25 protein-coding genes are annotated in these 26,797 nt (G+C 65.6%); 20 read left to right on the top strand and 5 right to left on the bottom strand.

Annotation, left to right across the window (positions count from 1 at the left end):
* Positions 1 to 25: 25 nt before the first annotated feature.
* The 5 genes from EDD25_RS03815 (at position 26) to EDD25_RS03795 (ending at position 6,005) form a co-directional block, all read left to right on the top strand.
* Entirely contained in the window at positions 26 to 469 is a 444-nt protein-coding gene (locus EDD25_RS03815) for a hypothetical protein (protein ID WP_134172103.1), read from the top strand.
* Positions 466 to 1,413 carry a bifunctional riboflavin kinase/FAD synthetase gene (locus EDD25_RS03810; protein WP_134172102.1) on the top strand — a complete coding sequence of 316 codons (948 nt, stop codon included), beginning with the start codon at positions 466 to 468 and terminating at the stop codon, positions 1,411 to 1,413. Before EDD25_RS03815 ends, EDD25_RS03810 begins: the two co-directional genes overlap by 4 nt.
* 146 nt (positions 1,414 to 1,559) lie before the next feature.
* Positions 1,560 to 4,007, top strand: a complete 2,448-nt coding sequence (locus tag EDD25_RS03805; protein ID WP_134172101.1) for a transglycosylase domain-containing protein — start codon at positions 1,560 to 1,562, stop codon at positions 4,005 to 4,007.
* A 116-nt stretch (positions 4,008 to 4,123) separates the two neighbouring features.
* A complete protein-coding gene (locus EDD25_RS03800) occupies positions 4,124 to 4,771 on the top strand; it encodes a ScbR family autoregulator-binding transcription factor (protein WP_134172100.1) in 648 nt (215 codons plus the stop codon).
* Positions 4,772 to 4,787: 16 nt separating this feature from the next.
* On the top strand, positions 4,788 to 6,005 hold the full coding sequence (locus EDD25_RS03795) for an MFS transporter (protein WP_134172099.1): 1,218 nt from the start codon (positions 4,788 to 4,790) through the stop codon (positions 6,003 to 6,005).
* Positions 6,006 to 6,018: 13 nt separating this feature from the next.
* Here the strand turns inward: EDD25_RS03795 and EDD25_RS03790 are convergent, their stop codons facing one another.
* Entirely contained in the window at positions 6,019 to 6,960 is a 942-nt protein-coding gene (locus EDD25_RS03790; RefSeq protein ID WP_134172098.1) for an ROK family protein, read from the bottom strand.
* Between the two features lie 135 nt (positions 6,961 to 7,095).
* Here EDD25_RS03790 and EDD25_RS03785 point away from each other — a divergent pair, with 135 nt between their 5' ends.
* The 10 genes from EDD25_RS03785 (at position 7,096) to EDD25_RS03740 (ending at position 18,336) form a co-directional block, all read left to right on the top strand.
* Complete coding sequence (locus tag EDD25_RS03785; protein ID WP_134172097.1) at positions 7,096 to 8,046, top strand: sugar-binding transcriptional regulator; 951 nt, start codon at positions 7,096 to 7,098, stop codon at positions 8,044 to 8,046.
* Between the two features lie 69 nt (positions 8,047 to 8,115).
* Positions 8,116 to 9,129: a deoxyribose-phosphate aldolase gene (gene deoC / locus EDD25_RS03780; protein ID WP_134172096.1), complete on the top strand. Its 1,014-nt coding sequence runs from the start codon at positions 8,116 to 8,118 to the stop codon at positions 9,127 to 9,129.
* 10 nt (positions 9,130 to 9,139) lie between these two features.
* Positions 9,140 to 10,666, top strand: coding sequence for an aldehyde dehydrogenase family protein (locus tag EDD25_RS03775; RefSeq protein ID WP_134172095.1), 1,527 nt, complete (start codon positions 9,140 to 9,142; stop codon positions 10,664 to 10,666).
* Positions 10,663 to 11,526, top strand: coding sequence for an aldehyde dehydrogenase family protein (locus tag EDD25_RS03770; protein WP_134172094.1), 864 nt, complete (start codon positions 10,663 to 10,665; stop codon positions 11,524 to 11,526). The genes EDD25_RS03775 and EDD25_RS03770 overlap by 4 nt, the downstream gene beginning before the upstream one ends.
* Before the next feature lie 46 nt (positions 11,527 to 11,572).
* A complete protein-coding gene (locus tag EDD25_RS03765; protein ID WP_134172093.1) occupies positions 11,573 to 13,084 on the top strand; it encodes an SDR family oxidoreductase in 1,512 nt (503 codons plus the stop codon).
* 154 nt (positions 13,085 to 13,238) lie between these two features.
* Positions 13,239 to 13,799: a GDSL-type esterase/lipase family protein gene (locus tag EDD25_RS03760; RefSeq protein ID WP_241986354.1), complete on the top strand. Its 561-nt coding sequence runs from the start codon at positions 13,239 to 13,241 to the stop codon at positions 13,797 to 13,799.
* Positions 13,800 to 13,850: 51 nt separating this feature from the next.
* Positions 13,851 to 14,468 carry a hypothetical protein gene (locus EDD25_RS03755; RefSeq protein ID WP_134172091.1) on the top strand — a complete coding sequence of 206 codons (618 nt, stop codon included), beginning with the start codon at positions 13,851 to 13,853 and terminating at the stop codon, positions 14,466 to 14,468.
* The gene (locus EDD25_RS03750; protein WP_241986355.1) at positions 14,468 to 14,803 is read left to right on the top strand and encodes a DUF6804 family protein; all 336 of its coding nucleotides are present in this window, start codon (positions 14,468 to 14,470) and stop codon (positions 14,801 to 14,803) included. The genes EDD25_RS03755 and EDD25_RS03750 overlap by 1 nt, the downstream gene beginning before the upstream one ends.
* Before the next feature lie 299 nt (positions 14,804 to 15,102).
* Positions 15,103 to 17,217, top strand: coding sequence for a DEAD/DEAH box helicase (locus EDD25_RS03745; RefSeq protein ID WP_134172090.1), 2,115 nt, complete (start codon positions 15,103 to 15,105; stop codon positions 17,215 to 17,217).
* Between the two features lie 90 nt (positions 17,218 to 17,307).
* Positions 17,308 to 18,336 carry a 6-phosphofructokinase gene (locus EDD25_RS03740; RefSeq protein ID WP_134172089.1) on the top strand — a complete coding sequence of 343 codons (1,029 nt, stop codon included), beginning with the start codon at positions 17,308 to 17,310 and terminating at the stop codon, positions 18,334 to 18,336.
* A 52-nt stretch (positions 18,337 to 18,388) separates the two neighbouring features.
* Here the strand turns inward: EDD25_RS03740 and EDD25_RS03735 are convergent, their stop codons facing one another.
* Entirely contained in the window at positions 18,389 to 18,643 is a 255-nt protein-coding gene (locus EDD25_RS03735; protein ID WP_134172088.1) for a mycoredoxin, read from the bottom strand.
* Between the two features lie 53 nt (positions 18,644 to 18,696).
* Between EDD25_RS03735 and EDD25_RS03730 the strand changes: the two genes are divergently transcribed.
* From EDD25_RS03730 to EDD25_RS03720, 3 genes are read left to right on the top strand one after another with little or no spacing between them, the layout of a single operon-like run.
* Positions 18,697 to 19,170, top strand: coding sequence for an 8-oxo-dGTP diphosphatase (locus EDD25_RS03730; RefSeq protein WP_134172087.1), 474 nt, complete (start codon positions 18,697 to 18,699; stop codon positions 19,168 to 19,170).
* Complete coding sequence (locus EDD25_RS03725) at positions 19,163 to 20,368, top strand: inorganic phosphate transporter (RefSeq protein WP_134172086.1); 1,206 nt, start codon at positions 19,163 to 19,165, stop codon at positions 20,366 to 20,368. The genes EDD25_RS03730 and EDD25_RS03725 overlap by 8 nt, the downstream gene beginning before the upstream one ends.
* Positions 20,365 to 20,697: a peptidase gene (locus tag EDD25_RS03720; protein ID WP_134172085.1), complete on the top strand. Its 333-nt coding sequence runs from the start codon at positions 20,365 to 20,367 to the stop codon at positions 20,695 to 20,697. The genes EDD25_RS03725 and EDD25_RS03720 overlap by 4 nt, the downstream gene beginning before the upstream one ends.
* Before the next feature lie 16 nt (positions 20,698 to 20,713).
* Here the strand turns inward: EDD25_RS03720 and EDD25_RS03715 are convergent, their stop codons facing one another.
* Positions 20,714 to 21,991: a uracil-xanthine permease family protein gene (locus tag EDD25_RS03715; protein ID WP_134172084.1), complete on the bottom strand. Its 1,278-nt coding sequence runs from the start codon at positions 21,989 to 21,991 to the stop codon at positions 20,714 to 20,716.
* Between the two features lie 62 nt (positions 21,992 to 22,053).
* On the opposite strand from EDD25_RS03715, the gene EDD25_RS03710 reads away from it, so the two are divergent.
* Together EDD25_RS03710 and EDD25_RS03705 are read left to right on the top strand one after the other, a co-directional pair.
* Positions 22,054 to 23,649, top strand: coding sequence for a carboxylesterase/lipase family protein (locus tag EDD25_RS03710; protein ID WP_134172083.1), 1,596 nt, complete (start codon positions 22,054 to 22,056; stop codon positions 23,647 to 23,649).
* A 152-nt stretch (positions 23,650 to 23,801) separates the two neighbouring features.
* On the top strand, positions 23,802 to 25,232 hold the full coding sequence (locus tag EDD25_RS03705) for an NCS2 family permease (protein WP_241986356.1): 1,431 nt from the start codon (positions 23,802 to 23,804) through the stop codon (positions 25,230 to 25,232).
* A gap of 14 nt (positions 25,233 to 25,246) precedes the next feature.
* Here the strand turns inward: EDD25_RS03705 and EDD25_RS03700 are convergent, their stop codons facing one another.
* Positions 25,247 to 25,990: a FadR/GntR family transcriptional regulator gene (locus EDD25_RS03700; protein WP_134172082.1), complete on the bottom strand. Its 744-nt coding sequence runs from the start codon at positions 25,988 to 25,990 to the stop codon at positions 25,247 to 25,249.
* Positions 25,990 to 26,778 (bottom strand): 3-oxoacyl-ACP reductase, encoded by a 789-nt coding sequence (locus EDD25_RS03695; protein ID WP_134172081.1) that lies wholly within the window; start codon positions 26,776 to 26,778, stop codon positions 25,990 to 25,992. Before EDD25_RS03695 ends, EDD25_RS03700 begins: the two co-directional genes overlap by 1 nt.
* Positions 26,779 to 26,797: the final 19 nt, after the last annotated feature.

The raw sequence follows: 26,797 nt of genomic DNA, 5'->3' as shown, positions 1-26,797 counted from the left end.
GGGAAACTGCGATAATTACCAAGCCATGACAGAAAAGCAGACCGAAGCGGCGGCCCCAACGCGACGAGTTACCGGCATTGGGCGACTCCTGATTGCCGTCTACGGCCTGCTGGCCCTCGCGGCGACGGGTCGGTCTTTCGTGCAGATAGTGGAGACCTTCTCCGATGCTCCGTTGTCGTATTCCCTCTCCGCCCTTGCCGCAGCGGTGTACATCGTGGCCACCATCGCCCTGGTGCGGCGTAGTCCGGCCTGGTACCGCGTGGCCTGGATCACGATCAGTTTCGAACTGCTCGGCGTGCTGGTCGTTGGAACCCTGAGTCTGGTCGACCCGGAGCTCTTCCAGCACAAGACCGTCTGGTCGGTCTTCGGGCGAGGCTACGGCTTTGTTCCCCTTGTGCTTCCGATCCTCGGAATGTGGTGGCTCGCTCGCCACCCCGCCCCGACGACCCGGGCGGTGGCGCACTCGTGAAGACCCTTTACGGCACCACGGCCGTACCGGCCGACTGGCCGGCCTCTGCCGTGTGCATCGGCAAGTTCGACGGAGTGCATGCCGGCCATCGTGCGGTCATCACCGGACTCAACGCTCTCGCGGCCGAGCATCAGCTCGCGGCCGTCGTGGTGACGTTCGATCGGCATCCGCTCGCCCTCTTGTCGCCGGAACACTGCCCGGACGCGCTCGTGAGCCTGGAGCAGAAGCTTGACCTGCTGGCCGAAACCGGCGTTGACGCGACTCTCGTGCTCGGCTTCGATTCGCAGCTCGCCGGGCTGGCCCCCGGGGAGTTCGTCGCCTCGATTCTTGTGCACGCCCTGCAGGCCAGGTTCGTGCTCGTGGGCCGCGACTTTCGTTTCGGTGCCCAGGGCGCGGGTGACGTTGCACTGCTCAAGCGCCTCGGCACGAAATACGGTTTTGAGGTGCGACTGATCGATGACGTGAAACCGCGCCAGGACCGTCGGGTGTCGTCCACCTGGATTCGTGACCTGCTCGGAAGCGGCGACGTGGCGACGGCCACCGAGATGCTCGACCACCTTCCCACCATGCGCGGGCTCGTCGTGCACGGTGCCGCCCGCGGCCGCGAACTCGGGTTTCCGACCGCGAACCTCGCTCCCGATTCGGAGGGGTTCACCCCCGCCGATGGCGTCTATGCCGGGTGGCTGACGGATGCGGGCACTCGGTATCCAGCGGCTATTTCCATCGGCAACAATCCCACGTTCGAGGGCGTTCAGCGTCGCCAGGTGGAGGCCTACGTGCTCGATGAAACCGATCTTGACCTGTACGACCATGTCGTGGATGTGTCCTTCGTACGCCGAATTCGCGGCATGGTTGCCTATTCCGGAATCGAACCGTTGATTGAACAGATTCGTGACGATGTCGAGCGCGTGCGTGCGATCCTCGAGCTGCAGCAACACGCTTAAAGTCCAACCGACCGGTTGCCCCAGTTCGAGGGGGTAACGAGCAGTCGGCGGGCGGAGCGGTGACGATATCCAGAATCGCTGCGTAGAGTAGACGAGCGGCCCGGGGTTCGCCGCACGTCGTATCGCAATTTGCAAGGGGTAGTGGCATGAACGAGGACACCGGTTCGAGTCCCAGCACAGGGCGACGGCTCGGGGGAGTCGTCGGTGGCTTCATCGGCCTGATCTGCATGAGCGCCGTCGCCGGCCTGCTCGTGACCGTGGCCGTCACGCCCGCCCTCGCGCTCTCCGGCATGACGGCAACGAACACGATCAACATGTTTGAGAATCTGCCCGGATACATTGCCCTGGAGCAGCTGTCGCAGAAGAGCAACATCTACGCCAGGCAGACCGACGGAACGCCGGTACTCATGGCCTCGTTCTATCAGCAGAACCGGGTCGAGGTGGGCTCGGACGCCATCAGCCCCTTCGTCAAGGACGCCGTCGTGTCGAGCGAGGACCCGCGCTTTCTGGAGCACGGCGGTATCGACCTGCAGGGCACCATCAGCGGCGCCGTGAGCACGTTCGCCGGGGGAGGCACGCGCGGCGGGTCATCCATCACCCAGCAGTACGTGAAGAACGTCCTGGTGCAGAAGTGCGAAGCCATGCAGGACCAGGAGGCGAGCCGCGAATGCTACGTGAGCGCCACCGAGATCTCGGCCAGCCGCAAGCTCAAGGAGATGCGCCTCGCGATCGGCATGGAGAAGGAATACTCCAAGGATGACATCCTGCGCGGCTACCTCAACATCACCGGCTTCGGTGGAACCGTCTACGGCATCGAGGCTGCAGCCAACTACTACTTCAACACCAACGCCCTCAACCTCACCCTGCCGCAGGCGGCAAGCCTCGTTGCCATCGTCAACAATCCGGTGCGGTACCAGCTTGATCGCCCGGCGAGTGAGTTCAACGGTGCGGCGAGCGGATACGCCGCCAACAAGCAGCGCCGGGACTACATCCTGCGCGAGATGCTCACGTATGACAAGATCACCCAGGAAGAGCACGATGAGGCCGTCGCCACGGTGATTGAGCCCGTGATCACTCCGCCCAGCACGGGATGCCAGACCGCCGGGGACAACGCGTTCTTCTGCGACTACGTCACGCGGGTGCTGAAGACCGATGCCACCTTCGGTGCCGACGAGGACGCACGCGCGGCCAACATCCGCCTCGGCGGCTACGACGTGTATACGAGCCTCGACCTCGACGTTCAGGGCGCCGCGGTCGCAACGATGAACAGCAACGTGCCCAAGACCTACGCCGCCGGCGATCTCGGCGGCGTCATCACGAGCGTTCAGGTGGGAACCGGGCGGGTGCTCGCCATGACGCAGAGCAAGGACTACAGCCAGGATCCAGCAGTTCTGGCAACCGGCGCCAACTACACGAGCCTCAACTACAACACCGACAAGAACATGGGCGGTTCGAGCGGATTCCAGCCGGGATCGACCTACAAGGTGTTTACCCTGGCCCAGTGGCTGAGCGACGGCCACGCCCTCGGCGAGCGGGTCGACTCGGCACGTAAGGCCAACTGGGGCACCTTCTCGGACCGGTGCCTCGGTCCGCAGAACTACAACAGTCAGGGCTGGAACCCCCGCAACGACTCGCTGAGCGAGACCGGGGCCCACTACAGTGCCCTGCAATCCACCATCAACTCCTACAACACGGGGTTCATCGGTATGGCCAAACGCCTCGACCTGTGCGACATCAAGGAACGCGCCGAATCGTTCGGCGTTCACCGCGCCGACGGCGACCCGCTCAAGCAGAGTGCCGCAACCGTCATCGGCACCAACGAGATCGCGCCCCTCACCATGGCAGTGGCGTTCGCCGGGATTGCCAACAACGGCGTGACGTGCAGCCCGATCGTCATCGACCAGATCATCGGCGCCAACGGCGAAGAACGTCCCATTCCGCAGTCGACGTGCGAAACGTCTGTGCAGCCCTCGGTTGCTGCGGGCATGACCTACGCCATGCAGCGCGTCATGACGAGCGGCACCGCGCGAGCGTCCTACTGGGCCACGTCCCCGCGCGTTCCGATGATCGCCAAGACGGGTACCACCGACTCCGGCGCCGACACGTGGATGACGGGCGCGAGCAGCAAGGTGGCCACGGTTGCCGGCGTGGTGAGCCTCACGGGCAAGCTCAGCCAGCGCAGCCTCCGCTTCGCGAGCGGACGGGTTTCTGAGGCACGTCACCGGATGTGGCCAGATGTTATGGACGTCGCCAACGCCAAGTACGGCGGTGACGCCTTCGCCGAGCCCACGTCCGAGGTCATCAATGGTGTACCGGTTTCGGTGCCTGATGTGCGCGGCATGCAGCTCTCCCAGGCCAAGGCCACCATTCAACGGGCCGGGTTCCGGTTTGCGCACGGCGGCGTGATCACCTCAGACATGCCAGAGGGCACGGTCGTGCGTTCAGACCCCTCCCGTTCTGCTTTCAAGGGCAGCACGGTCACCGTCTTCACGAGCAGCGGGGTTCCGGAGGTCGTTCCGGAACCGAGTCCGACACCGGATGCGCCGGCACCGGATGCCCCGGCCGAGGCTCCGGGGGCACCGCCCGGGGGCTGAACGCACGCCGTCTTCGACGGGTGCCCCCATCAGGGAAGCGCCCGTCAGGGGGCCGGTGATTCGGCCGTGCCCCGTTTGGGCCGCTAACCTTGCAGCAGGAACGAGCGAGGAGTGGCATGGCACAGCAGGAACGAGCGATTGAAACGCGCGCGGCAATCATTCGCGGGGCGGCTGCGGCCTTCCAGACACGCGGCTACGGCAGCACCTCCCTCGCGCAGGTGAGCGCAGCGGCCGGGGTGACGAAGGGGGCGCTGTATTTTCACTTCGACTCCAAGGAAGCCCTCGCGGTTGCCGTCATCGACGCCCAGCACGAGGCATCCGCTGCCATTGGTCGCACCCTGCTGAGCGAGAATGTGCTTGGACTGCGGGCGATCATCATCATGTCCCTCGAACTCGCGCGCCAGCTGCACGAAGACCCGATTGTCAGCGCGGGCGTGCGCCTCACGATCGAGGCCGCCAACTTCGAGACGCCGGTCGCCGGTCCCTATCTCGACTGGATGGAGGCCTGTGAAGAGTACCTGCGCCGCGGCATCGCGGAGGGTGAGATCTCACCCGACATCGACACCGTCGCGATGGCGCATTTCATCATCTCGGCCTTCACGGGCGTGCAGGTCGTCTCGGACGTGCTCACCGGCCGCGACGACATCGAAGATCGCCTGATCGAGATGTGGGCCGTTGTTATGCCCTCACTCGTGCCGACCGATCGTTGGCTTGAGCTGAAAGACCTTCCCACGCGCATTCGCGAGGAACGCGCCGCGGCGTGAACCGCCCGCTGGCCGCATGAGCGCCAGGCGCCGCGTGTTCTACGGCCGCACCCTCGCGTTTGTGGGGATCCTGCTGGTCGCCGCGAACCTGCGCACGGCCGTCGCCGCCCTGTCGCCGATCGCGAGTCGAATCGACGCGGACATTTCGCTGAGTGTCGCAACGTTGGGCGTGCTCGGAATGTTGCCGCCGGTGTGTTTTGCGGTGTTCGGCATCGTCGCCCCCGTCTTCACGCGCCGAATCGGGCTTGAGGGCCTCCTCATCGTTTCCCTGCTCGCCATTCTGTTCGGTCATCTGGCCCGTGGTCTCTCGGTCTCGCTCATGGGCCTGCTGCTCGGGAGCGCGCTCACGTTTGCGGGCCTCGGCATCGGCAATGTGCTCCTGCCGCCGCTGGTCAAGAAATACTTTCCCGACCGGGTCGGACTCCTCACCTCGCTCTACGTCACCCTGATGGCGCTCAGTACCCTGTTCCCGGCGCTCGTGGCCGTCCCCGTAGCGAATGCCGTGGGCTGGCGAACCTCGCTCGGCATGTGGATGGTGCTCGCGTTGGTGGCTCTCGTGCCGTGGACGACCATGCTCGTGCGCCACCGCACGCGGAGCGCGCCGACCCCGGTGATCGACGAGGCCGACCCGGTTGTTCTGGGCCGTATTTGGCGTTCCTCGGTCGCGTGGGCGATTGCCGCGATCTTCGCAATCGCCGCCGTCAACGCGTACTCCTTCTTCGCGTGGCTGCCGCAGTTGCTCCGGGATACCGCGGGGATGAGCGCCGCCCAGGCGGGAACCCTGCTGGCCGTCTATGCGGGGATGGGTGTTCCGGGTGCGTTCCTCATCCCGGTGCTGGCCGCCCGGATGAAGAACATCGGACGGCTGGTGTACCTCGGCGTGGGGTTCTTCATTGCGGGGGACCTCGGCCTGCTCCTCGCACCCGAAACGCTCACCTGGCTGTGGGTCGTGTTCGCCGGCCTCGGGCCGCTTCTGTTTCCGCTGGCCCTCGTGCTCATCAACCTGCGCACCCGCACCCGCACCGGCTCCGTGGCCCTGAGCGGATTCGTGCAGAGCGTCGGTTACACGATTGGTGCGCTCGGGCCGCTCCTATTCGGCCTGCTGCACTCAGTCACTGGCGGGTGGACCTGGCCGCTGCTGGTCCTTGTCGCCATGGCGGGTGTGGTGCCGGTGGCGGCGGCCGTCATTTCCCGTCCGCACATGCTTGAGGACGATCTCAACCGGTCACGCTGACGTTCGAGAGGGATCACGGCACGAGCGACGCGCGGTGGATGAGGGCGGCGGCACCGATCAGGGGCCCGTCGCCCGAGAGCGCCGACGGCACGACCTGCACCCGGGTGGCGTAGGGCAGCTGGGTGCGCAGGGCAATCGCCTCGCGGGCGAACCGGAACAGGTCCGGCGTCACCTGGGAGAACCCGCCCCCGATGGCTACGATGTCCAGGTCGAGGAGAGTCGTCGCGGCGGCAATGGCCTGCCCGAGGGCGCGGCCGCTGCGCTGAACGGCGCGCATCGCGATCGCATCCCCGGCCGCATAGGCCTCCGAGAGATGTTCCCCCGTTTCGCCCGTCCACCCCTGACGCCGGGCCCAGGCCACGGTCTTGGGTCCGGATGCGATGGCTTCGAGGCATCCGGTCCCGCCGCACACGCAGGGGTCGTCGAATCCGCCGACCTCGATGTGTCCCACGTGTCCGGCATTCCCGGTGGGGCCGCTCACCGTGTTGCCGTCGAGGATGAGTCCTCCGCCGACCCCGGTCGATACGACCATGCCCATGACGTTGTCGTAGCCGCGCCCGGCGCCCACCCAGTGTTCGGCGAGCGTGATGCACAGGCCGTCCATTCGGAGCCGCACCGTGGTTTCGGGCACGAGTGCCTGCACGAGGTTGCGCAGGCCGAAGTCGCGCCACACCGAAAGGTTGAGCGGGGACACGGCGCCGTCCGGAAGATTGATGGGTCCGGCGCATCCGATACCCACGCCGGCCAGTTCCGATTCGGCGGGTAGGTCGGCGAGCGTGCGCGTGACAACGGCGGTCACGGCCGCGGCGAGCTCGCCGCTCGTGGCACCCTGGCCCGTGGGCGCGCGATGCCGGGTTCCGGGCACCAGAGCCCCGAGGCTGTCTACGAGGGCGGCTTCAACCTTCGTGCCGCCCACGTCAATGGCGAGGGCGGGGTGTGGGGGCGTGTGGTCCATGGTGAGAGCCTAGGCTGCGGCCGGTCACGGCGCGACGTGACCCTGCCCGCTCATATGAGCATTATTTTCAACGTCTGTTGTTTGCGTCCGCGGAGCAACCTAGGCTGGCCTCAGGACAGTGGAAAGGCCGGACGTATGAGCGACATTGATGAGCTTCTCTCCATTCGAGCCGCCGAGCTCTATTACGAGGAGAACCAGACGCAGGACGAAATCGGGGTGATCCTGCGTATCACCCGCTGGAAGGTGGGACGTCTCCTCGCCCAGGCCAAGGCCAACGGCTTCATCCGCATCGAAATCGTGCATCCACGAGCCCGCCGCCTGCCGATCGAACGCAAGCTGCGTGAGACCACCGGTCTCACTGACGTCATCGTCGTCTCCGCCGCCGGGGTCTCAAGCGACGAGGAACTGCAGGCGCGCACGGCCCAGGCCGCTGCCGACTACCTCACCGGGCTCCGACCGATTCCCCGCACCCTCGGCATCAGCTGGGGACGTACCCTGCACGAAATCTCCCTCAGCCTCAAGCCGGGCTGGGCCCCCGGCGTCAACGTCGTGCAGATCAACGGCGGCGTGAGCCTCAACCAGCACGCCGGCACCGCGGCGGCCACGGCCGTGATGATTGCCCAGAAAGCGCACGGACTGGCTACCCTGCTGCCCAGCCCCGCAATTTTCGAGCACCGCGAGACCAAACGTGCGATCGAATCCGACCGCACCGTCGCAGCGGTATTGGAGCAGGGCGCGAACGCCACCGCCTACCTCTACAGTGCCGGCCAGGCCGACGAGAACTCTGCGCTCGTGGACAGCGGCTACCTCACCGTCGCTCAGATCACCGAGCTCGTGCAAAAAGGTGCGGTGGGTGACATCGTGGGCCGCTACATCGACAAGAACGGACGCATCGTCGACCCCGAACTTGATGAGCGTACGGTCGGTATCCAACTGGAGCAACTGCGGCGCGCACCGCATGCCATTGCCGTCATCTCCGGACGAGCCAAGCACCGGGTTGCCAGGGCCATCGTGGACAACGGCCTCTGCACCGTGCTCATCACCGACGAGGACACCGCAAACGCACTCCTCAGCAGCAGCGATTGACCCGCACACCGACATCGAACAGCATCCATCACCCGGTGCCGAGCCAGACTTTCACAGTAAGGACACGTTATGACGACCAGTAATCTGGTACCCGCCCGGGCGGCCCAGCGCGCGCATTCCCTCATCGGGGGCGAAGCGACCGACGCGAACCTGCGCCGCTACCTGCACGGCATCCCCGGAATTGATGCCGTCGGCCTTGAGGCGCGCGCCGCCGATCTCGGCAGCCGCTCCATCAAGACCAGCTCGAAGCGCTGGGCGATCGACACGATCATCGGCCTCATTGACCTCACGACGCTGGAAGGCGCCGACACCCCCGGCAAGGTGCGCTCCCTCGTGAGCAAGGCGCTCATCCCCGACCCGAGCGATCCGGGGTGCCCGCGCGTTGCTGCCGTCTGCGTCTACGGCGACATGGTGGGCACGGCCGTGACCGCTCTCGGTTCCGCGCATGCCGCAGGCAGAGCGGAGGGCGTGAATGTCGCGGCCGTCGCCACCGCTTTTCCGAGTGGCCGTGCGTCGCTGGCGATCAAGCTGCTCGACGTCGCCGACGCGGTCAACGCCGGTGCCGACGAGATCGACATGGTCATTGATCGTGGTGCCTTCCTTTCCGGTCGCTTCGGCCAGGTCTACGACGAGATTGTGGCGGTGAAGGACGCCTGCCGTCGCAGCGATGGAACGTCCGCCCACCTCAAGGTCATCCTGGAGACCGGTGAACTCAACACCTACGACAACGTGCGCCGCGCGAGCTGGCTCGCCATCCTCGCCGGGGGAGACTTCATCAAGACCTCCACCGGAAAGGTCGCCCCGGCGGCGACCCTGCCCATGACCCTCTCGATGCTCGAGGTTGTCCGCGACTGGCACCGTCTCACCGGGGAGAAGGTCGGTGTCAAACCGGCCGGCGGCATCCGCACGTCGAAAGACGCGATCAAGTACCTCGTCACCGTGGCCGAAACGGTGGGCGAGGAATGGCTCCAGCCGCACCTGTTCCGCTTCGGCGCGTCGAGCCTGCTCAATGACGTGCTGCTTCAGCGCCAGAAGATGACCACAGGGCACTACTCCGGCCCCGACTACGTGACGATCGACTAAGGACCTTCCCATGAATTTTCTTGACTACGCCCCCGCCCCGGAGTCCCAGGCGCTCCTCAACCTCCAGGCCGAGTACGGCCTGTTCATCGACGGGGACTTCACGCCCGGTCGCGGGACCCCGTTCCAGACTATTTCCCCGGCCACCGAGAAGCAGATCGCCATGATCTCCTCGGCCAACGCGGCGGATGTCGACCTCGCCGTGGCCGCCGCACGTCACGCCTACGAACAGACGTGGTCGCGCCTTTCCGGCAGTGACCGTGGCAAGTACCTGTTCCGTATTGCACGGCTCGTGCAGGAACGGGCCAGGGAACTCGCCGTCGCCGAGAGCCTCGACAACGGCAAGCCCATCAAGGAGACCCGCGACGTGGACGTGCCCCTCGTGGCCGCGTGGTTCTTCTACTACGCGGGCTGGGCAGACAAGCTCGATCATGCCGGCGTCGGCCCGAACCCGGCGGCCCTGGGCGTTGCCGCCCAGGTCATCCCGTGGAACTTCCCGCTCCTGATGCTCGCGTGGAAGATCGCGCCGGCCCTCGCTGCCGGAAACACGGTCGTGCTCAAGCCCGCCGAGACCACGTCGCTGACCGCCATGCTGTTCGCCGAGATTCTGCAGCAGGCAGACCTGCCCGCCGGTGTCGTCAACATCATCACGGGCGCCGGAGACACCGGTTCCGCTCTCGTCAACCACCCGGACGTGAACAAGGTGGCCTTCACCGGGTCCACGGCCGTCGGACGTGCCATCGCGCGGTCGGTAGCCGGCACCGATAAGAAGCTCACCCTCGAGCTTGGTGGCAAGGGCGCCAATATCGTCTTCGATGACGCGCCCATCGACCAGGCCATCGAGGGCATCGTTCGCGGTGTCTTCTTCAATCAGGGCCACGTCTGCTGCGCGGGCAGTCGTCTGCTGGTGCAGGAGAGCATCCACGACGAGGTCATCGATCGTTTGAAGCAGCGACTGTCGACCCTGCGCCTCGGCGACCCGCTCGACAAGAACACCGACATCGGTGCCATCAACAGTGCCGCGCAGCTTGCGCGCATCACCGAGCTCTCCGACATCGGCGACCAGGAAGGTGCCGAACGGTGGAGTGCCGACTGCGCCATTCCGGAGAACGGATTCTGGTTCGCACCGACGATCTTCACCAACGTGTCGACGAGTCACCGGATCGCCCGCGAGGAGGTGTTCGGGCCGGTGCTGTCCGTGCTCACCTTCCGCACCCCCGCCGAGGCGATCGCCAAGGCCAACAACACCCCGTACGGCCTCTCCGCGGGCATCTGGAGTGACAAGGGAAGCCGCATCCTCGCCGTCGCCGACAAGCTGCGCGCCGGGGTCATCTGGGCAAACACGTTCAACCAGTTCGACCCGGCAAGCCCGTTCGGTGGCTACAAGGAGTCCGGCTACGGACGCGAGGGTGGCCGTCATGGTCTCGCCGCGTATCTCAAGCCCTCGGCTCGTCCGTCGGTGCGCGCCGCGCTCAGCGCGTCGCCGACACCGGCAGCATCCGTCAAGAAGCCTGCAGTAGAAAAGAAGGCCACCAAGTGACCCGCCTCACCATTCCCAAGACCTACAAGCTCTACATCGGCGGAAAATTTCCGCGCAGCGAATCCGGACGGGTGTACGAAGTCGTGTCCAACAAGGGTGAATTTTTGGCCAACGCCGCCAAGGCCAGCCGTAAAGATGCCCGAGAGGCGGTCGTCGCCGCCCGCGGGGCCCTCTCCGGCTGGTCGGGAGCCACAGGCTACAACCGCGGCCAGGTGCTCTACCGCATCGCTGAGCTGCTCGAGGGACGGCGGATCCAGTTCATCGACGAGATCGTGCACTCGGAGGGCGTGAGCACCCAGGCCGCCGGCGCCCAGGTCGATGAGGCCATTGACCGCTGGGTCTGGTACGCCGGCTGGGCCGACAAGTACGTTCAGGTCGCCGGCAACGCCAACCCCGTGTCCGGCCCGTTCTTCAACATCTCCGTGCCGGAACCCACCGGGGTTGTCGCCATCATCGCGCCCCAGGGCGCAGGCTCGCTGCTCGGCCTGATCAGCGCCATCGCCCCCGCCCTCGTGGCCGGCAACACCGTGGTCGTCGTCGCCCACGAAACGGCGCCGCTTGCCGCGATCAGCCTCAGCGAGGTGCTCGCCACGAGCGACGTTCCCGGTGGCGTCGTCAACATCCTCACGGGTTCGCCGGCCGAGATCGCGCCCTGGCTCGCCAGCCACGCCGACGTGAACGCGCTCGACCTGGTCGGAGCGGGAAACCTCGACTGGGTGGAGCTGCAGATATCCGCGGCCGACACTCTCAAGCGTGTTCTGCCGCCGGAATCCGGAGCGGATGCCGCGGCACCGGCCCTGGCCCGCATCGTCGCGTTCACCGAGACCAAAACGGTGTGGCACACGAAGGCAATCCTGTAGCGCAACCGGGGGCAAATTGTGAGGGGCAGCCGCTAGGCTGCCCCGCATGACCTCTCGACGCGTACTTGTCACCGGCGCCACCGGATACCTCGGCGGACGCCTCGTTCCGAAACTGCTCGAAGCCGGATTCCACGTGCGGGTGCTCGTGCGTACCCCGTCGAAACTGCGTGACGTGCCCTGGGCCGACCAGGTGGAGATCTACGAGGGAGACCTCGGGGACCCGGCCTCCCTTGAGCCGGCGTGCACCGACGTGGACGTCCTCTACTACCTCGTGCACTCGATGGGCACCATCGGTGACTTCGAGAGCACCGAGCGGGTCGCCGCCGAGAACGTTGCCAGGGCGGCCGCCGCCGCGAACGTCTCCCGGATCGTCTACCTCGGCGGCCTGCACCCCGATACCGACGAACTTTCCCCACACCTGCGCTCGCGCATGGAGGTCGGCCGGATCCTGCTCAAGTCCGGCGTGCCCACGGCGGCACTGCAAGCCGGCGTGGTGATCGGGTCAGGCTCGACCTCCTTCGAGATGATCCGGCACCTGACCGATGTACTGCCCTACATGCCGGCACCCAAGTGGGTGCGCAATCAGATTCAGCCCATTGCCGTGCGTGACGTGCTGTACTACCTGCAGGCGTGTGCCGACCTGCCGGCCGACGTGAATCGCACCTTCGACATCGGCGGCCCCGACGTGTTGCGCTACGGGCAGATGATGAACGGTTACGCCCTCGAGGCCGGCCTCAAGCAGCGCGCCATTGCGGCGCTGCCGGTGCTCACGCCGTGGCTGGCATCACAGTGGGTCAACCTCGTCACGCCCATTCCACGAAACCTCGCCATCCCCATCATCGCGTCGCTGCAATACGACTGCATCGTGCACGAGCGCGACATTGACGAGTACATTCCGCTCCCACCCGGCGGCCTCACCGGTTACCGCCGGGCCGTGCGCCTGGCCCTCGGGCGGATGCGCGACGGTGACGTCGAGACGAGTTGGCGCAATTCCTCCATCGAAGGTGCCGCCAGCAACCCGTTGCCGAGCGACCCCGACTGGGCCGGTCACGTCGTGTACACGGACCTCCGGGAAAAGAGCACGCCCGCCGCACCCGAGGACCTGTGGCGTGTGATCGAAAGCATCGGGGGAGAGAACGGCTGGTACTCCTTCCCTCTGGCCTGGGCCATTCGCGGCCTCATGGACAAGGTCGTCGGCGGGGTCGGCCTCCGGCGCGGCCGCCGCAACCCCGATCACCTGCACATCGGCGACGTGCTCGACTTCTGGCGCGTTGAGAAGATCGACCACGGCAGCTTTCTGCGCCTGCGCGCCGAGATGCGGGTTCCTGGCCGGGCGTGGCTCGAAATGACGGTGACCCCGGCCGCAGACGGCGGTTCGCTCTACCGGCAACGCGCGGTCTTCTTTCCTCGCGGCCTCGGCGGCAGGCTCTACTGGGCCGTCGTTCTACCGTTCCATGGCATTATCTTTGAGGGAATGGCCACCCGGATCACGGCGACGGCGGCGGCCGAAGCGCACAGCGACCTCGCGGAGACCGGCAGCAGGCCCGCTTCGTCGTGATTTCCGGTACGCACGGTGACCGACCCCCGGTTGGGGTTAGTCTGCCGGACTTGGGTGACATCCTCGATCTCGACGCGGTCGCCGCTTAGGATTAGCTGAGACGGGGTGGCCTGAGTCACGCGTTCAAACCATCATGGTTCGCCAGGAGGTCCATATGTCTGTATCCATCGTGTTTTTGGGTGATGGCCTCATTGCGGGCGGCAAGTGGGCAGAATGGTTGCCCGATTACGACGTCACCAATCTGGGCGTGAGCGGGAACACGACCGATGAGATCGTTGCCGGTCTCGACTCCGTAATTGCGCTGGAGCCCGACGCCATAGTGATGTTGATCGGAACCAACGATCTCGGGTGGCGCAGGTCTGACGAGTACGTCGTACGGAATGTGGAAACGATTCTGTATCGCCTGCGCAAGGCGCTGCCGCAGACGCGGCTGCTGGTGCAGTCCGTTTTTCCTCGAGATCGGGACCTGGCCAACACCATCCGTAACATCAATCGGCACATCTGGCAGTACGCACCAACCCAGCACGCACTGTACCTCGACCTGTGGCCGGCTCTCGCCCAATCGGATGGTGTGATCGACCCGCGATTCTCCGAAGACTATCTGCACCTCACCGAGGCAGGGTACGAGGCCTGGGTCTCCGAACTCAAACCGGGCCTCGAGATGCTGTTCGAACAACCGACCTCCACAACGTCGATCCCGATCCAGCGCGCCTGAGCGCACCCCCGTGTCGGCCAGGGAGCCCGCGGCCTTCGGTAGAACCAGGCCATGCCCCGATTGATGCGCCGCGCGTGGCTCATTGGCGGGGCCATGGCCACCGCCGTCCTGGGTGTGGGAACGAGTCTCGTGGCGGTAGCCACGGTGGTCGGCGGCATGTGGCCCGCCGCGATAATCTTGATGTCGGTCATCGCAAGCGTCGTCACCGTCGCGTGTGTCTCGAATTTTCGACCGCTGACCGCGAGCGGAGCCGAACTGCGTGACAATCTGAAAGGCGTGAAATTGTACATAGGCCTGGCGGAAGCCGACCGACTGCGAGTGCTGCAGAGTCCGGCGGGTGCACTGCGCTCGCCCTACCGACCCGAGAACGGGGGAGCGAGTGTCACGGACCGTACGCAGATCGTGAAACTGTCCGAGCGAGTTCTGCCGCGTGCGATTCTGTTCCACCAGGAAAAGGATTGGTCGGGGGTGCTCGGCCGCTATTACGAACAAACGGCCACGCAGCCGGACTGGTTCGTGGGATCACACGCCTTCAGTGCCGTGTACTGTGCGAGCGCGCTGGGCGCCTTCTCAACCGCGTCGGCCTCAAGTTGGTCTGGCAGCGCAACGAGTTCGTCGAGTTCCGGCCGTGGCGGTTTCTCGGGTGGCGGCGACGGAGGGGGCGTCTGATGGGCACCCCAGCTGCACCAACGTTCACCCGCGCCGCGGTCGCGCCGGGAATTCTCGGCGCCATCGTGCTTCTGGCCGGTGCCGCGCTCTTCGGCGACGAGTCGTACATCATCATCCGATATGCCGTGAGCATCCTCGCCCTCATCATCACGGTTTTTGTCATTCAGGCGAAGTCCTGGTGGTGGCTGTTGGGTCTCGTCCCCATTGCCGTGCTCTGGAATCCCATCGTCATAATTCCGCTCGAGGGCCAGGGATGGGAATCCGCCCAGTACATTGCGGCCCTCGTCTTCATCATTGCGGGAATTCGAACCAAGGTGCCGGTGAAGCACGCCTGAGTCGTGAAATGCTCGGGCGCGTGAATTGTGGGCGTAGACTGGCCACTGAAGAACCTGGTCACCGACGCCACCGTGCCACTGCAACCGTTCCAGAAGGACGAGATGCAGTCGAAGAAATCCGGTAAGGCCCCGGGTTCTTGGGGATTGACTGTAGCGATCGACGGCGTCTGTTGATGCCGCAACACCTGGGATGCCGCCACTCGTGAGCGTGTCACCAGCGCCGCGAGGCTGTGAAGTGGAGAACAATGGCTAATACCCGCACCGACGGTTCGAGTAACCGTGGCAACGCAGGCCGGCGAATGCGACCGCGATCCCGAGACGATGATGCGCCCATCATTCCCATCCTGGCGCGCAAGGTGCGCGAGGTGGAAGCCAAGGCCCAGACCGGCGCCAAGCTTGGACCGACAAACCGCACGAAGTACCAGGTCATCGCGCTCCTCATGCGCGAAGAGCGCGCCCGGGTCAAGGCCGACACCGAGCAAACAGATATCAATCGCGCGGAACTGCTCAAGCGCCTTGACGGTATCGCGCAGATCCTGGCGAAAACGGCCGCCCGCGATACGAGCCTGATCACCCTGCTTGAACCCGATGCCGGTGTCTCCACCGTGGCCCAGAGGTTCCGCCGCGACTGGCTGCTTGAGTCGGGGGCAGAGCTCAGCCCCGACGAGTTGATCATCACCCGCGAGCCGGAGGTCAAGGCCCCCGCGCCGGCCAACCAGGTTGTTCCGGCGTCGGTCAGGATGCGACAGCTTGCCAACCCCTTCCTCGCTCCCGATTTCAGCGCGGCGCAGGCTGCTCCCATGTCGCGCGCGCGTCGCCTGGCCAACTGGGACCTGCTGGGGCCCCTTTTCAAATCCTTTGAATACGGCTCCGGCGGACAGGCCGCTAGCATGGACATGCCCGAAGCCCCCGCACTCGACCGCCTGTCCCCGCCCGGCATGGACCTCATGCGGCACCAGGCTCGTTTCGTCGAGAGCGCCAGGCTGGGCCACCGCAGCTACCTGCTCGCTGACGAGCCGGGACTGGGCAAGACGGCGCAGAGCCTGCTCGCGGCATCCGTCAGCAACGCGTACCCGCTTCTGGCCATCGTGCCCAACGTCGTGAAGATGAACTGGGCGCGGGAGGTGGAACTGTGGACGCCGAATCGCCGGGCGACCGTGATTCACGGCGACGGTCATACCCTCGACGCCTTTGCCGACGTTGTGGTTGTCAACTACGACGTGCTGGACAGGCACCTCGCCTGGCTGGGCACCCTCGGTTTCAAGGGCATGGTCGTCGATGAGGCGCACTTCATCAAGAACCTGCAGTCGCAACGATCCAAACATGTGCTCTCCCTTGCGGAGCAGATCCGTCGTCGCACCCCCGGCGGCAACCCCCTGCTGATGGCCCTCACCGGAACACCCCTGATCAACGATGTGGACGATTTTCGTGCCATCTGGCAGTTCCTCGGCTGGATCGATGGCGACAAGCCGGCACCGGCACTGTTGCAGCGCCTCGAGGAGACCGGACTCACCCCCGCCGATCCGAGCTTCTACGCCGAGGCCCGTGCTGCGGTCATCGACATGGGAATCGTGCGTCGCCGGAAGGTCGACGTGGCAGCCGACCTTCCGGCGAAGCGGATCGCCGACCTCCCGGTCGAACTCGACGACGAACTCGGTCGCTCCATCCAGAAGGCGGAACGCGAACTCGGCGCCCGCCTCGTGGTGCGCTACAACGCGCTCGTGGCGGCCCGGCATTCGGGTCCAGGGCCCATCGCCCCGGACGCCGACCAGCGCGATTCCTACATCCGTGCGGTCGCTCACGCGGAACTCGAAGATTCCAAGGGTCAGACCACCGGTGAGAACGTCTTCACGATGGTTCGCAAGATCGGCCAGGCCAAGGCGGGCCTCGCGGCGGACTACGCCGCCCAACTGGCCCGCTCGGTGGGCAAGGTCGTGTTCTTCGCCAAGCACATCGACGTGATGGATGCCGCGGAGGACCTCTTCGCCAAGCGCGAGCTGCGCACGGTCTCGCTGCGCGGCGATCAGAGCGCCGTCGCCCGTCAGGCAGCGATTGACGCCTTCAACAACGACCCGGACGTCTCCATTGCGGTGTGCTCGCTCACCGCGGCCGGCGTGGGCGTGAACCTGCAAGCGGCATCGAACGTGGTGTTGGCCGAGTTGAGCTGGACCGCCGCCGAACAGACGCAGGCCATCGACCGAGTGCACCGCATCGGGCAGGATGAGCCCGTCACAGCGTGGCGCATCATTGCCGCCCACACCATCGACGCTCGCATTGCCGACCTGATCGGCAGCAAGCAGGGCCTCGCCGCCCGGGCACTCGACGGATCCCAGGAAGAAGACAGGTCGGCCGACTCGATTCAGGCCAGCGCGCTGGTCTACCTGCTCACCCAGGCTCTCGACGGCACCCCTTAAGTCGCCGGACCGCGGCCGATTTGGGGCCGGGGTCAGGCTGGCCCAGAATGGGCGAACCATGTTTGTTTACGCGTGAAGGAATAGAAGACCATGAAGATCGGTATCCTCACCAGTGGGGGCGACTGCCCCGGACTCAATGCGGTCATTCGCGGCGCCGTGCTCAAGGGCGAACGCGTGCACGATGCAGAGTTCGTTGGTATTCGCAACGGCTGGAACGGGCTCGTGGAGGGCGAGTTCATCACTCTCGACCGGCACAGCGTGCGCGGCCTCTCGGGCCAGGGTGGAACCATCCTCGGCAGCTCACGCACCAACCCGTTCGAAGGTGCCAACGGCGGTCCGGAGAACATCCAGCGCACACTTGACGCCGAGGGTATCGACGCCGTCATCGCCATCGGCGGGGAGGGCACGCTCACCGCCGCTCACCGTCTCACCGAAGCCGGACTCAAGATCGTGGGCGTGCCCAAGACGATTGACAACGACCTCGAGGCCACCGACTACTCCTTCGGCTTCAACACCGCGGTGGAAATCGCCACCGAGGCCATCGACCGGCTGCGCACGACCGCAGAGTCACACGGGCGATGCATGGTGGTGGAGGTCATGGGCCGTCACGTCGGCTGGATCGCTCTGCACTCCGGCATGGCCGGCGGTGCCCACGCCATCCTCATCCCCGAGCAGCCGAAGACGATCGAGCAGATCTGCGAGTGGGTCGAGCACGTGCGCGCACGAGGACGCGCCCCGGTCATCGTGGTGTCGGAGGGGTTCCTGCTCTCCGGAATGGAACAGGCGCACTCGCACAAGGGCCTCGACGCGTTCGACCGGCCGCGGCTCGGGGGGATCAGCGAAATCATTGCGCCCCTCATTGAGGAGACAACCGGGATCGAATCCCGCGCCACGGTGCTCGGTCACACCCAGCGCGGTGGCGCGCCGTCGGCATATGACCGAGTGCTGGCGACGCGACTCGGTATGGCTGCGGTCGATGCCATCTACGCCGAGCAGTGGGGCTCGATGGTCTCCCTGCGCGGCACCGAAATCGAGGTTGTCAGCATTGCTGCGGCCACGATCGGCCTCAAGAAGGTTTCACCGGTGCGCTACGACGAGGCCGCTGTCCTGTTCGGATAGGCCGTTCGATTGGCGCTTGTCGATTGGCGCCTGTCGAACGCGAGCGTGCTGATCAGGCGAGTTTGGCCTGCACCTCGGCGAGGGAGGGGTTGGCCGCACTCGAACCGTCGGGGAACAGCACGGTGGGTACCGTTCGGTTTCCCCCGTTGAGGCTCATCACGAGCTCCGACGTTCCCTCGACCTCTTCGACGTTGACCTCTCGGTACCCGATGCCCGCCCGCTTCAGCTGCGACTTGAGCCGCGAGCAGTAGCCGCACCACGTTGTCGTGAACATGGTGATGGTTCCGGTGCCAGGTACAAATTCCATACCTCGACCATAGCCCTTCAAGCATGGGGTTTCCGGCGAGTTAGGCTGAGCAAATGACTGTGCCCCAGGTGTGCGTGTGCTACCTCACTCGACGGACGCCGACGGGTGAATTTCAGGTGCTGTTGGGGCGCAAGAAGAGGGGCCTCGGACTCGGAAATATTGTGGGTCTGGGCGGCAAACTCGAACGGGGTGAGACCGCGGTGGATGCCGCCGTGCGCGAGATCGAGGAGGAGTCCGGCCTGGTCGTTGAGGCGCAGAACCTGGTTCCGCTCGGCGTGCTCACGTACCTGTTCCCGCACCGAGACTCCTGGAGCCAGGTATCCACCGTGTTCGTCTGCTCCGAGTGGACCGGCACGCCCCGCGAATCCGATGAGCTCAACCCCGAGTGGTTTGCGGTGGCGGCGCTGCCTGTCAAGGACATGTGGGACGACGCGAAGCACTGGCTTCCCGGCGTCCTTGATGGCGCCCCCGCCCACGCCACGTTCACCTTCGGCCCCGACCTCAAGACAGTGGTACCCAATGCCTGACCTCAGCCTGATCGTGGTGCTCGTCATCGCGCTCGCTCTCGTGTTCGACTTCACCAATGGGTTCCACGACACGGCGAATGCCATGGCAACGCCGATCGCGACCGGGGCAATGAAACCCAAGGTCGCCGTGGGAGTCGCCGCCCTCCTCAACCTCGTGGGCGCCTTCCTCTCCACCGAGGTGGCCAGGACCATCTCCGGCGGCATCATCACCGAGGGTGAAAACGGTGTGCTCATCACGCCGGAACTCATCTTCGCCGGCCTGATCGGGGCCACGGTGTGGAACCTCGTCACGTGGTTACGGGGTCTGCCGTCCAGCTCGAGTCACGCGCTGTTCGGTGGCCTGATCGGCGCCGCTATCATCGGCATCGGAACGAACGCCGTCGACTTCGGTGTCGTGGGCGCCAAGGTCGTGCTGCCCGCGCTCATCGCGCCGCTGATCGCCGGGTTGGTCGCGCTTCTGGCCACAAGACTCGCCTATGCCATAACCCGGCGTGAGGCGGGAAAGCCGGATGGCCGCGGCGGATTCCGCTCCGCCCAGATCTTCTCCTCCTCCCTGGTCGCGCTCGCGCACGGCACCAACGACGCCCAGAAGACCATGGGCGTCATCACCCTGACACTCATCGCCGGTGGCTTCCAGGCCGTCGGTAGCGGACCGGCCTTCTGGGTCATCGCCGTCTGCGCCCTCGCCATCGCCCTCGGCACGTACACGGGCGGCTGGCGCATCATCCGCACCATGGGCACCGGCCTCACCGAGGTCAAACCCGCCCAGGGTTTCGCCGCCGAAGCGAGCACGGCCGCGACGATCCTTGCTTCGAGCCACCTCGGATTCGCCCTATCCACCACCCAGGTGGCGTCTGGCTCTGTCATCGGGTCGGGGCTCGGCCGTCGCGGCGCCACCGTGCGCTGGGGCATGGCCGGTCGCATCTCCCTCGGCTGGATAATGACCCTGCCGGCGTCGGCGATCATGGGCGCTTTTGCCGCCGGGCTGACCGCGCTCGGGCCGATCGGAATCTTCCTCGACGCCCTCATCGGCGGTCTGGTCATTGCGGTGCTGTTCCGCTGGTCACGCCGAAACCGGGTCACGCACAACACGATGCTGAACGATATTGACGATGCCGGCCGCGTGGTCAGGATCACGAAGACGCCGAGGCGCCGCAAGCGCACGGACGGTAAGACTGGCAAGGAGATGGCACTGTGATCGACTGGCTCGCCTTTGTCATCGTGGCGGGGGCATCGCTTGTCTCTGCCATCGTGGTCGTTGGCCTGTATTCCCTCGGGCTGCGACTACTCACGACCGGAGGGCGGATCCCGCTGGTGGATCCGGCCGAATTCACGGGTGCCATCACGGTGCTCACCCCGAAGCGCGCGGCCAAGATCGCCAAGCGCACCCGCAAGGCGGCGGCGGCCAATCCGTTGACCGACTCGCAGAAACGCATCGCGATCGCTGCCGGCTACGCGTGCTTCGTTCTCTGCGCCGGTGCCGGGCTGTACGGCGTGTACCTTGTCATCCCCGCGCTTCACCGCTGAGTGAAACGCCGACGGCTCAGGCCGTGCGGCGCACCCGGCCGAGCCATGTCATCAGGTGGTAGATCACGATTGCAGCGATCGTGCCCAGGGCAATCCCGTTGAAGCTCAGCGTGCCGGCAGAGAGCGTGAAGTCGGCGATGCCGATGATGAGTGCGGTCGCCGCGGTGAACTGGTTGACGGGCTTGGAGAAGTCGACCTTGTTGTCGAGCCAGATCTTCACGCCGATAACGCCGATGAGGCCGTAAAGCGCTGTCGTGACGCCACCGAGCACTCCCGCCGGGATCGTGTTGATGACGGCACCGATCTTCGGGGAGAGCCCGAGGAGAATCGCCGTGATCCCGGCCACCCAATAGGCGGCCGTCGAATAGATGCGCGTGGCCGCCATCACCCCGATATTCTCGCCATAGGTTGTGGTTCCGCTGCCGCCGCTGAAACCGGCGAGCATGGTCGCGAGCCCGTCGGCGAGCAGTGCCCGCCCGGTGAGCCGGTTCACTTTCGCATCCGTCATCTGGGCCACGCCCTTGATGTGGCCCACGTTCTCGGCGATGAGAACGAGAACGACCGGCAGGAACGCCGGTAGCACGCCGAACACGGCTGCCGGGTTCTCGAACGGATTCGCCGGGGCGGTGAATGGCGGCAGGCCCACCCAGGGGGCAGCAGCCACCTGGCTGAAGTCGACCTGTCCGAAGGCAACGGCGGCCACGTAGCCCACGAGCACTCCGAGAAAGATCGACAGCCGGCCGAGGATGCCCCGGAAGAGCACGGTGCACAGGATCACCGCCAGCAGCGTGATCCCCGCGGTGAGGGGCGCCTGGTCGAAGTTCGCCCTGGCCACCGGGGCGAGGTTGAACCCGATGAGGGCCACAATGGCCCCGGACACGATGGGTGGCATGAGCTTGTCAATCCACCAGGTTCCGGTGAGTTGCACGACCAGCCCGATAATGGCCAGCAGCACACCGACGGCCATGATGCCGAAGAGGGCGCTGCCCATTCCCGCCGACGCCGTGGCGGCCGTGATCGGCGCGATGAACGCGAACGACGAGCCGAGGTAGCTCGGGAGTTTATTGCCCGTGATGAGCAGGAAAAGCAACGTACCGATTCCCGAGAACAGCAGCGTCGTGCTCGGCGGGAAACCGGTCAGCAGCGGTACGAGGAAGGTCGCGCCGAACATGGCGACGACGTGTTGGGCGCCGATACCGATGGTTATCGGCCAGCTGAGGCGCTCACCGGGGCCGACGACCTCCTGTGCTCCGACTGTTTTTCCGTCACCGTGCAGAGTCCAGGGAAGTGCCATTGTTTCTCGTTTCGTTGTTGCGCGCTCTCAAACCGATGGTAGTAAAGAAATAGGATCGGGGAATGACTGTTCCGGCCAGCAAGATCGCGAGAGAGCAGATCGACGAACTCGTTCGTCGCGTGAGCGGCGGGGACGTGCGCGGTGTGCGCGAGCGTGGCGTGCTCTCCTGGCGCGGCATCCCGTATGCGGCCGCACCCGTGGGTGACCTGCGATTTCGGTCACCCCGGCCGGTTTCCGCGTGGTCGGGCGTGCGACCGGCACACGAGTTCGGTGCGGTCGCGCCGCAAAGCCACCGGGGGCAATTCATCGGCGCGCACCCGCGTATCCCGCAGGGCGAGGATTGCCTCAACCTCAACGTGATCGTGCCGGACGACGCGGCCACCCCGGTCGGAGCGCAGGAGAAGGCCCTGCGCCCGGTCATGGTCTTCATTCACGGCGGTGCGTACAGTGTCGGGTCGTCCCGCGAGGTGCCTAAGCAGGGGGAGGGGCTCGTGCGGCGCGGCGGCATCGTGTATGTGAGTCTCAATTACCGGCTGGGTGCCCTCGGGTACCTCGATTTCAGCCGGTATTCCACGCCGGAGCGCCCCTTCGAGAGCAACCTGGGTCTACGTGACCAGGTCGCAGCCCTGCAATGGGTGCAGGAGAATATTCGCGAATTTGGGGGTGACCCGGATGCCGTCACCCTGTTCGGCGAGTCGGCCGGCGGAAACGCGGTGACGACGCTCATGACGGTGCCGACCGCCGCTGGTCTCTTTCATCGCGCCATCGCGCAGAGCGCCCCGGCCAATGCCGTGTATCCGCCGTCGTTGACCGCTCGGTGGGCCGCGGAATTCGTGCAGAGCCTCGCCGAGGTGCGGGGCGCACCCGCTGAACCGGCGGGCGCCGAAACCGGTGACCCTGCGGTTCGCTTGCTGCTCGACACCGATCCGGCCCGACTGGCCGAGGCGACGACCGAGCTCACCCTGCGCACCCCGGATCAGGATCCTGGGACGATTCCGCTGTGTCCGGTCATTGACGGGGTCTTTCTTCCGGAGCGTCCGCTTGATGCCTTCCGGGATGGCCGAGCCCACCGCGTACCGTTGATCATCGGGACCAATGCGCGAGAAGGGTCCCTCTTCAGCGGGCGCATCGACATTCTCGCTACGACGCCCACCCGCATCCGGGCAATTTTCAAGAGAACCAAGAAGAAGGCGCGCAGAACACTCAGGGCGCAGTACCCGGGACTCCCCGCCCTGCGCCCGGCCCTCGACTTCGGCGGTGATTACGCGTTCTGGTACCCGAGCATCAAGGTGGGGGAACGACATTCCCGTTACGCCCCGGTGTACTTCTACCGCTTCGACGCTGCCCCACGGTTGGTGCGATGGATGGGGCTCGACGCAACGCACGGACTGGAGCTGTTCCCGCTCTTTGACCGTTTGAACGGATGGCCGGGTCGGGGCATGACCCTGCTTGGTGGGCGGGCCGCCTTCCGGGCCGTCGGTGCCCGTATGCAACGCTGGTGGCTGGGGTTCGCCAGTGCGGGGGTTCCCGACGCCCACTGGCCCCGCTATGACGAGTTGACCCGCGAAACCCTCATCATCGACGCGAGTGACCGCGTTGAGTCTGACCCGGGCGCCGAACGCCGCGTGGCCTGGTGCGCGTTCGTGCCCCACGTCTGAGTCGTAGACTGGTCATTTGAGAATCACGTGGGCTTGCCAATAACGCCACAGCGCACACAGCCCGTCTATTTACTTGTCGAACGGCCCGGGAGCACACAATTTCCAGCACGAACGTAACAACTTCAGAAGCAGAATCCCCGAAGCCCACCGGCGTGAGGGCCAGAGTCGACAACTATTTTGAGATCACCAGTCGCGGGTCCACGTGGGCCCGTGAAATGCGCGGCGGCCTGGTCACCTTCGTCACCATGGCCTACATCGTCATCTTGAACCCGCTGATCCTCGGCGGGTTCAGCGCCGACCAGGCCGCCGTTGACGTGGCCGGCAACTGGCTGCCCAACGCACAGGTTGCGGCGGTCACCGCGCTGACCGCCGGGGTCATGACGATCCTCTTCGGTCTCGTTGCTCGCCTCCCGTACGGCTTCGCTGCCGGGCTCGGCATCAACTCCTTCCTGGCCGTGAGCGTTGTCGGCCAGGTCACCTGGCCCGAGGCCATGGGCCTCGTGCTCATCAACGGAGTCATCATTGTGATCCTGGCCTCGACGGGCATGCGGGAACTCATCTTCAATGCCGTTCCCCGGCAGTTGAAGATCGCTATCACGGTGGGTATCGGACTGTTCATCGCCTTCATCGGCCTCGTCGACTCGGGATTCGTGCGGTCCAGCGGCGCGGCCTCGCCGCCGGTACAGCTGGGTGACCAGGGTTCCATCACCACCCTGCCCACCGCGGTCTTCGTGATCGGCCTCGTCATCATCGGTGTGCTGCTGGCCCGCAAGGTGAAAGCGGCCCTGCTCATCGGCATCGTTGCGACGACGATCATCGCGGTCATACTCGAATCCATTTTCAAGGTTGGCCCATCATTCGGGGTGAACCCGGATGGGTGGAACCTCAACGCCCCGGTTGTGCCCACCGAAATTATGGCCGTTCCCGACCTGAGCCTGATCGGCCAGGTGAGCTTCGGCGCGTTTGACCGCATCGGCATGCTGGCCGGGGTGATGCTCGTCTTCACTCTTGTCTTCACCAACTTCTTCGATGCCATGGGCACGATGACCGGGCTCGCCAATGAAGCCGGCCTTGCCGATAAGAACGGTAACTTCCCGCGCCTGAAATCAGCGCTCATCGTCGAGGGCATCGGCGCGGTAGCCGGGGGCGCGGCATCCGCGTCGTCAAACACCGTGTTCATCGAATCCGGTGCGGGCATCGGCGAGGGTGCACGCACGGGGCTGGCCAACATCGTCACCGGCGTGCTGTTTCTCGCGGCCATGTTCTTCACGCCGCTGACCGAGATTGTCCCGCTTGAAGTCGCCGCGGCCGCTCTCGTGATCGTCGGGGCCATGATGGTTTCCCAGATCCGTCACGTGGACTTCTCGGAGTTCTCGATCGTGCTCCCGGTCTTTTTGACCATTATCGTCATGCCGCTCACGTACTCGATCGCCAACGGCATCGGCGCGGGATTCGTGAGCTGGGTGCTCGTTCGCTCCTTCTCGGGCAAGGGCAAGGAGATCAGCCCCCTGCTCTGGGTTGTCGCGGCTGGTTTTGTGCTGTTCTTCGTGCGCGGACCGGTCGAGGCCCTGCTCGGCGCGTAGCGACCCGGCCGCCGCTATTCCAGAAAGCCGCGAAGCAGCAGGGCTGTTCCGGCGAGGTGCTCGCTCATCGCCTGCGCCGCGGCATCAGGGCGGCCGGTGAGAATCGCCATCGCGATCTGCTCGTGCTGAGTGTTGGAGTGGGCGATGTTGGGTCCGAGCGAGGGGATGGTGTCGAGGAGCTCGTTCACCCGCATCCGCACGTCGGCGATGAGCGGTATCAGCGAGGCCGAACCGGCCAGTTCACCGACCATGAGGTGGAATCGCGAATCAAGACGGCGATACTCGTCGCCGGTGGCGGCGCTCGCTTCGACGAGGCTCAGCCACAGCAGTTCCCGTTGGCTGGGAGTGAGGGCGCGGCCGGCCGCGTGACGTGCGGCTCCCACCTCGAGGATCTCGCGGAGGGTAAGCGTGTCCTCGATGGCGTCCGGCGAGAGCTCGCGTCCGGGCGCCAACGCGCCGTCCCGGTTCGCGCCCGGAGTGAGTGCGGGCAGAACATCGTTGACGAAGGTCCCTCCATATCGACCCCGCCGGGACACGAGGTACCCGGCGTCGCTGAGGGAGGCGATCGCGTCGCGCACAGTGTCGCGGCTGACCGCGAGCATTGTCGCGAGTTCTCGTTCGGCCGGCAGCCGTTCGCCTGGCCCGACCAGGCCGAGGCGAACCGTCTGTAGAAGCCGCTGGACGGTCTCCTCGAATGAGTTGCCGCCGCGCACAGGGCGCAGCAGCGACTCACCGCGGAGACCGGCCGGCTCGTCCATTACATCGGTGTCGTGTAGGCGGAGCTGATGCCGCCGTCCACGAGGAACGTCGACGCGGTGATGAATGACGAATCATCGCTGGCCAGGAACGCGACCGCGGCCGCGAGTTCCTCGGCTTCGGCGAAACGTCCGAGCGGGATGTGCACGAGGCGGCGCGCCGCACGCTCGGGGTCCTTCGCGAACAGTTCCTGGAGCAGCGGGGTGTTGGCCGGGCCCGGGCAGAGCGCATTGACCCGAATCCCGTGACGCGCGAACTGCACACCCAGCTCACGGCTCATGGCGAGAACACCGCCCTTGGAAGCGGTATACGAGATCTGGCTGGTGGCCGACCCCATCACGGCAACGAATGAGGCGGTATTGATGATCGATCCCTTGCCCTGCTTGACCATGTGCCGGAGGGCCGCACGGCAGCACAAGTATACCGATTTGAGGTTGACGTCCTGAACCTTCTGCCAGGCGGGCAACTCAGTGGTGAGGATTGAGTCATCTTCGGGCGGGGAGATTCCGGCGTTGTTGAAGGCGATGTCGACAGAGCCGTAGGTGCGGGCGGCGGTGTCGAACAACTCGTTCACCTGATCCTCATCTGCCACGTTGACTTTCACAAACAGGCCGTTGACCAGTTCGGCGGCCGCGAGGCCGGCCGCCTCGTCCATGTCGCCGATGACCACGGTGGCGCCCTCGGCCGCAAACCGCCGTGCGGTGGCCAGGCCGATTCCGCTCGCTCCGCCGGTGATGACGGCGACTTTGCCGGCCAGGCGCTGCGTGAGGTCGATGGGGGTGATGCTCATTCGGTGCTCCTTGGGTGGG

The sequence above is a fragment of the Cryobacterium psychrophilum genome, from assembly GCF_004365915.1.
Taxonomy (GTDB): domain Bacteria; phylum Actinomycetota; class Actinomycetes; order Actinomycetales; family Microbacteriaceae; genus Cryobacterium; species Cryobacterium psychrophilum.
Note: the sequence above shows the minus strand (reverse complement) of the source record. Positions and strands in the feature narration are given on the sequence as shown.

What these genes read in the sequence shown, in the direction of transcription:
- EDD25_RS03755 (WP_134172091.1), top strand. Translation starts at nt 13,851, where the DNA reads ATGCCCCGATTGATGCGCCGCGCGTGGCTCATTGGCGGGGCCATGGCC.
- EDD25_RS03765 (WP_134172093.1), top strand. Translation starts at nt 11,573, where the DNA reads ATGACCTCTCGACGCGTACTTGTCACCGGCGCCACCGGATACCTCGGC.
- EDD25_RS03745 (WP_134172090.1), top strand. Translation starts at nt 15,103, where the DNA reads ATGCGACCGCGATCCCGAGACGATGATGCGCCCATCATTCCCATCCTG.
- EDD25_RS03715 (WP_134172084.1), bottom strand. Translation starts at nt 21,991, where the DNA reads ATGGCACTTCCCTGGACTCTGCACGGTGACGGAAAAACAGTCGGAGCA.
- EDD25_RS03740 (WP_134172089.1), top strand. Translation starts at nt 17,308, where the DNA reads ATGAAGATCGGTATCCTCACCAGTGGGGGCGACTGCCCCGGACTCAAT.
- EDD25_RS03775 (WP_134172095.1), top strand. Translation starts at nt 9,140, where the DNA reads ATGAATTTTCTTGACTACGCCCCCGCCCCGGAGTCCCAGGCGCTCCTC.
- EDD25_RS03815 (WP_134172103.1), top strand. Translation starts at nt 26, where the DNA reads ATGACAGAAAAGCAGACCGAAGCGGCGGCCCCAACGCGACGAGTTACC.
- EDD25_RS03795 (WP_134172099.1), top strand. Translation starts at nt 4,788, where the DNA reads ATGAGCGCCAGGCGCCGCGTGTTCTACGGCCGCACCCTCGCGTTTGTG.
- EDD25_RS03785 (WP_134172097.1), top strand. Translation starts at nt 7,096, where the DNA reads ATGAGCGACATTGATGAGCTTCTCTCCATTCGAGCCGCCGAGCTCTAT.
- EDD25_RS03800 (WP_134172100.1), top strand. Translation starts at nt 4,124, where the DNA reads ATGGCACAGCAGGAACGAGCGATTGAAACGCGCGCGGCAATCATTCGC.
- EDD25_RS03760 (WP_241986354.1), top strand. Translation starts at nt 13,239, where the DNA reads ATGTCTGTATCCATCGTGTTTTTGGGTGATGGCCTCATTGCGGGCGGC.
- EDD25_RS03750 (WP_241986355.1), top strand. Translation starts at nt 14,468, where the DNA reads ATGGGCACCCCAGCTGCACCAACGTTCACCCGCGCCGCGGTCGCGCCG.
- EDD25_RS03725 (WP_134172086.1), top strand. Translation starts at nt 19,163, where the DNA reads ATGCCTGACCTCAGCCTGATCGTGGTGCTCGTCATCGCGCTCGCTCTC.
- EDD25_RS03805 (WP_134172101.1), top strand. Translation starts at nt 1,560, where the DNA reads ATGAACGAGGACACCGGTTCGAGTCCCAGCACAGGGCGACGGCTCGGG.
- EDD25_RS03710 (WP_134172083.1), top strand. Translation starts at nt 22,054, where the DNA reads ATGACTGTTCCGGCCAGCAAGATCGCGAGAGAGCAGATCGACGAACTC.
- EDD25_RS03790 (WP_134172098.1), bottom strand. Translation starts at nt 6,960, where the DNA reads ATGGACCACACGCCCCCACACCCCGCCCTCGCCATTGACGTGGGCGGC.
- deoC (WP_134172096.1), top strand. Translation starts at nt 8,116, where the DNA reads ATGACGACCAGTAATCTGGTACCCGCCCGGGCGGCCCAGCGCGCGCAT.
- EDD25_RS03735 (WP_134172088.1), bottom strand. Translation starts at nt 18,643, where the DNA reads ATGGAATTTGTACCTGGCACCGGAACCATCACCATGTTCACGACAACG.
- EDD25_RS03695 (WP_134172081.1), bottom strand. Translation starts at nt 26,778, where the DNA reads ATGAGCATCACCCCCATCGACCTCACGCAGCGCCTGGCCGGCAAAGTC.
- EDD25_RS03700 (WP_134172082.1), bottom strand. Translation starts at nt 25,990, where the DNA reads ATGGACGAGCCGGCCGGTCTCCGCGGTGAGTCGCTGCTGCGCCCTGTG.
- EDD25_RS03730 (WP_134172087.1), top strand. Translation starts at nt 18,697, where the DNA reads ATGACTGTGCCCCAGGTGTGCGTGTGCTACCTCACTCGACGGACGCCG.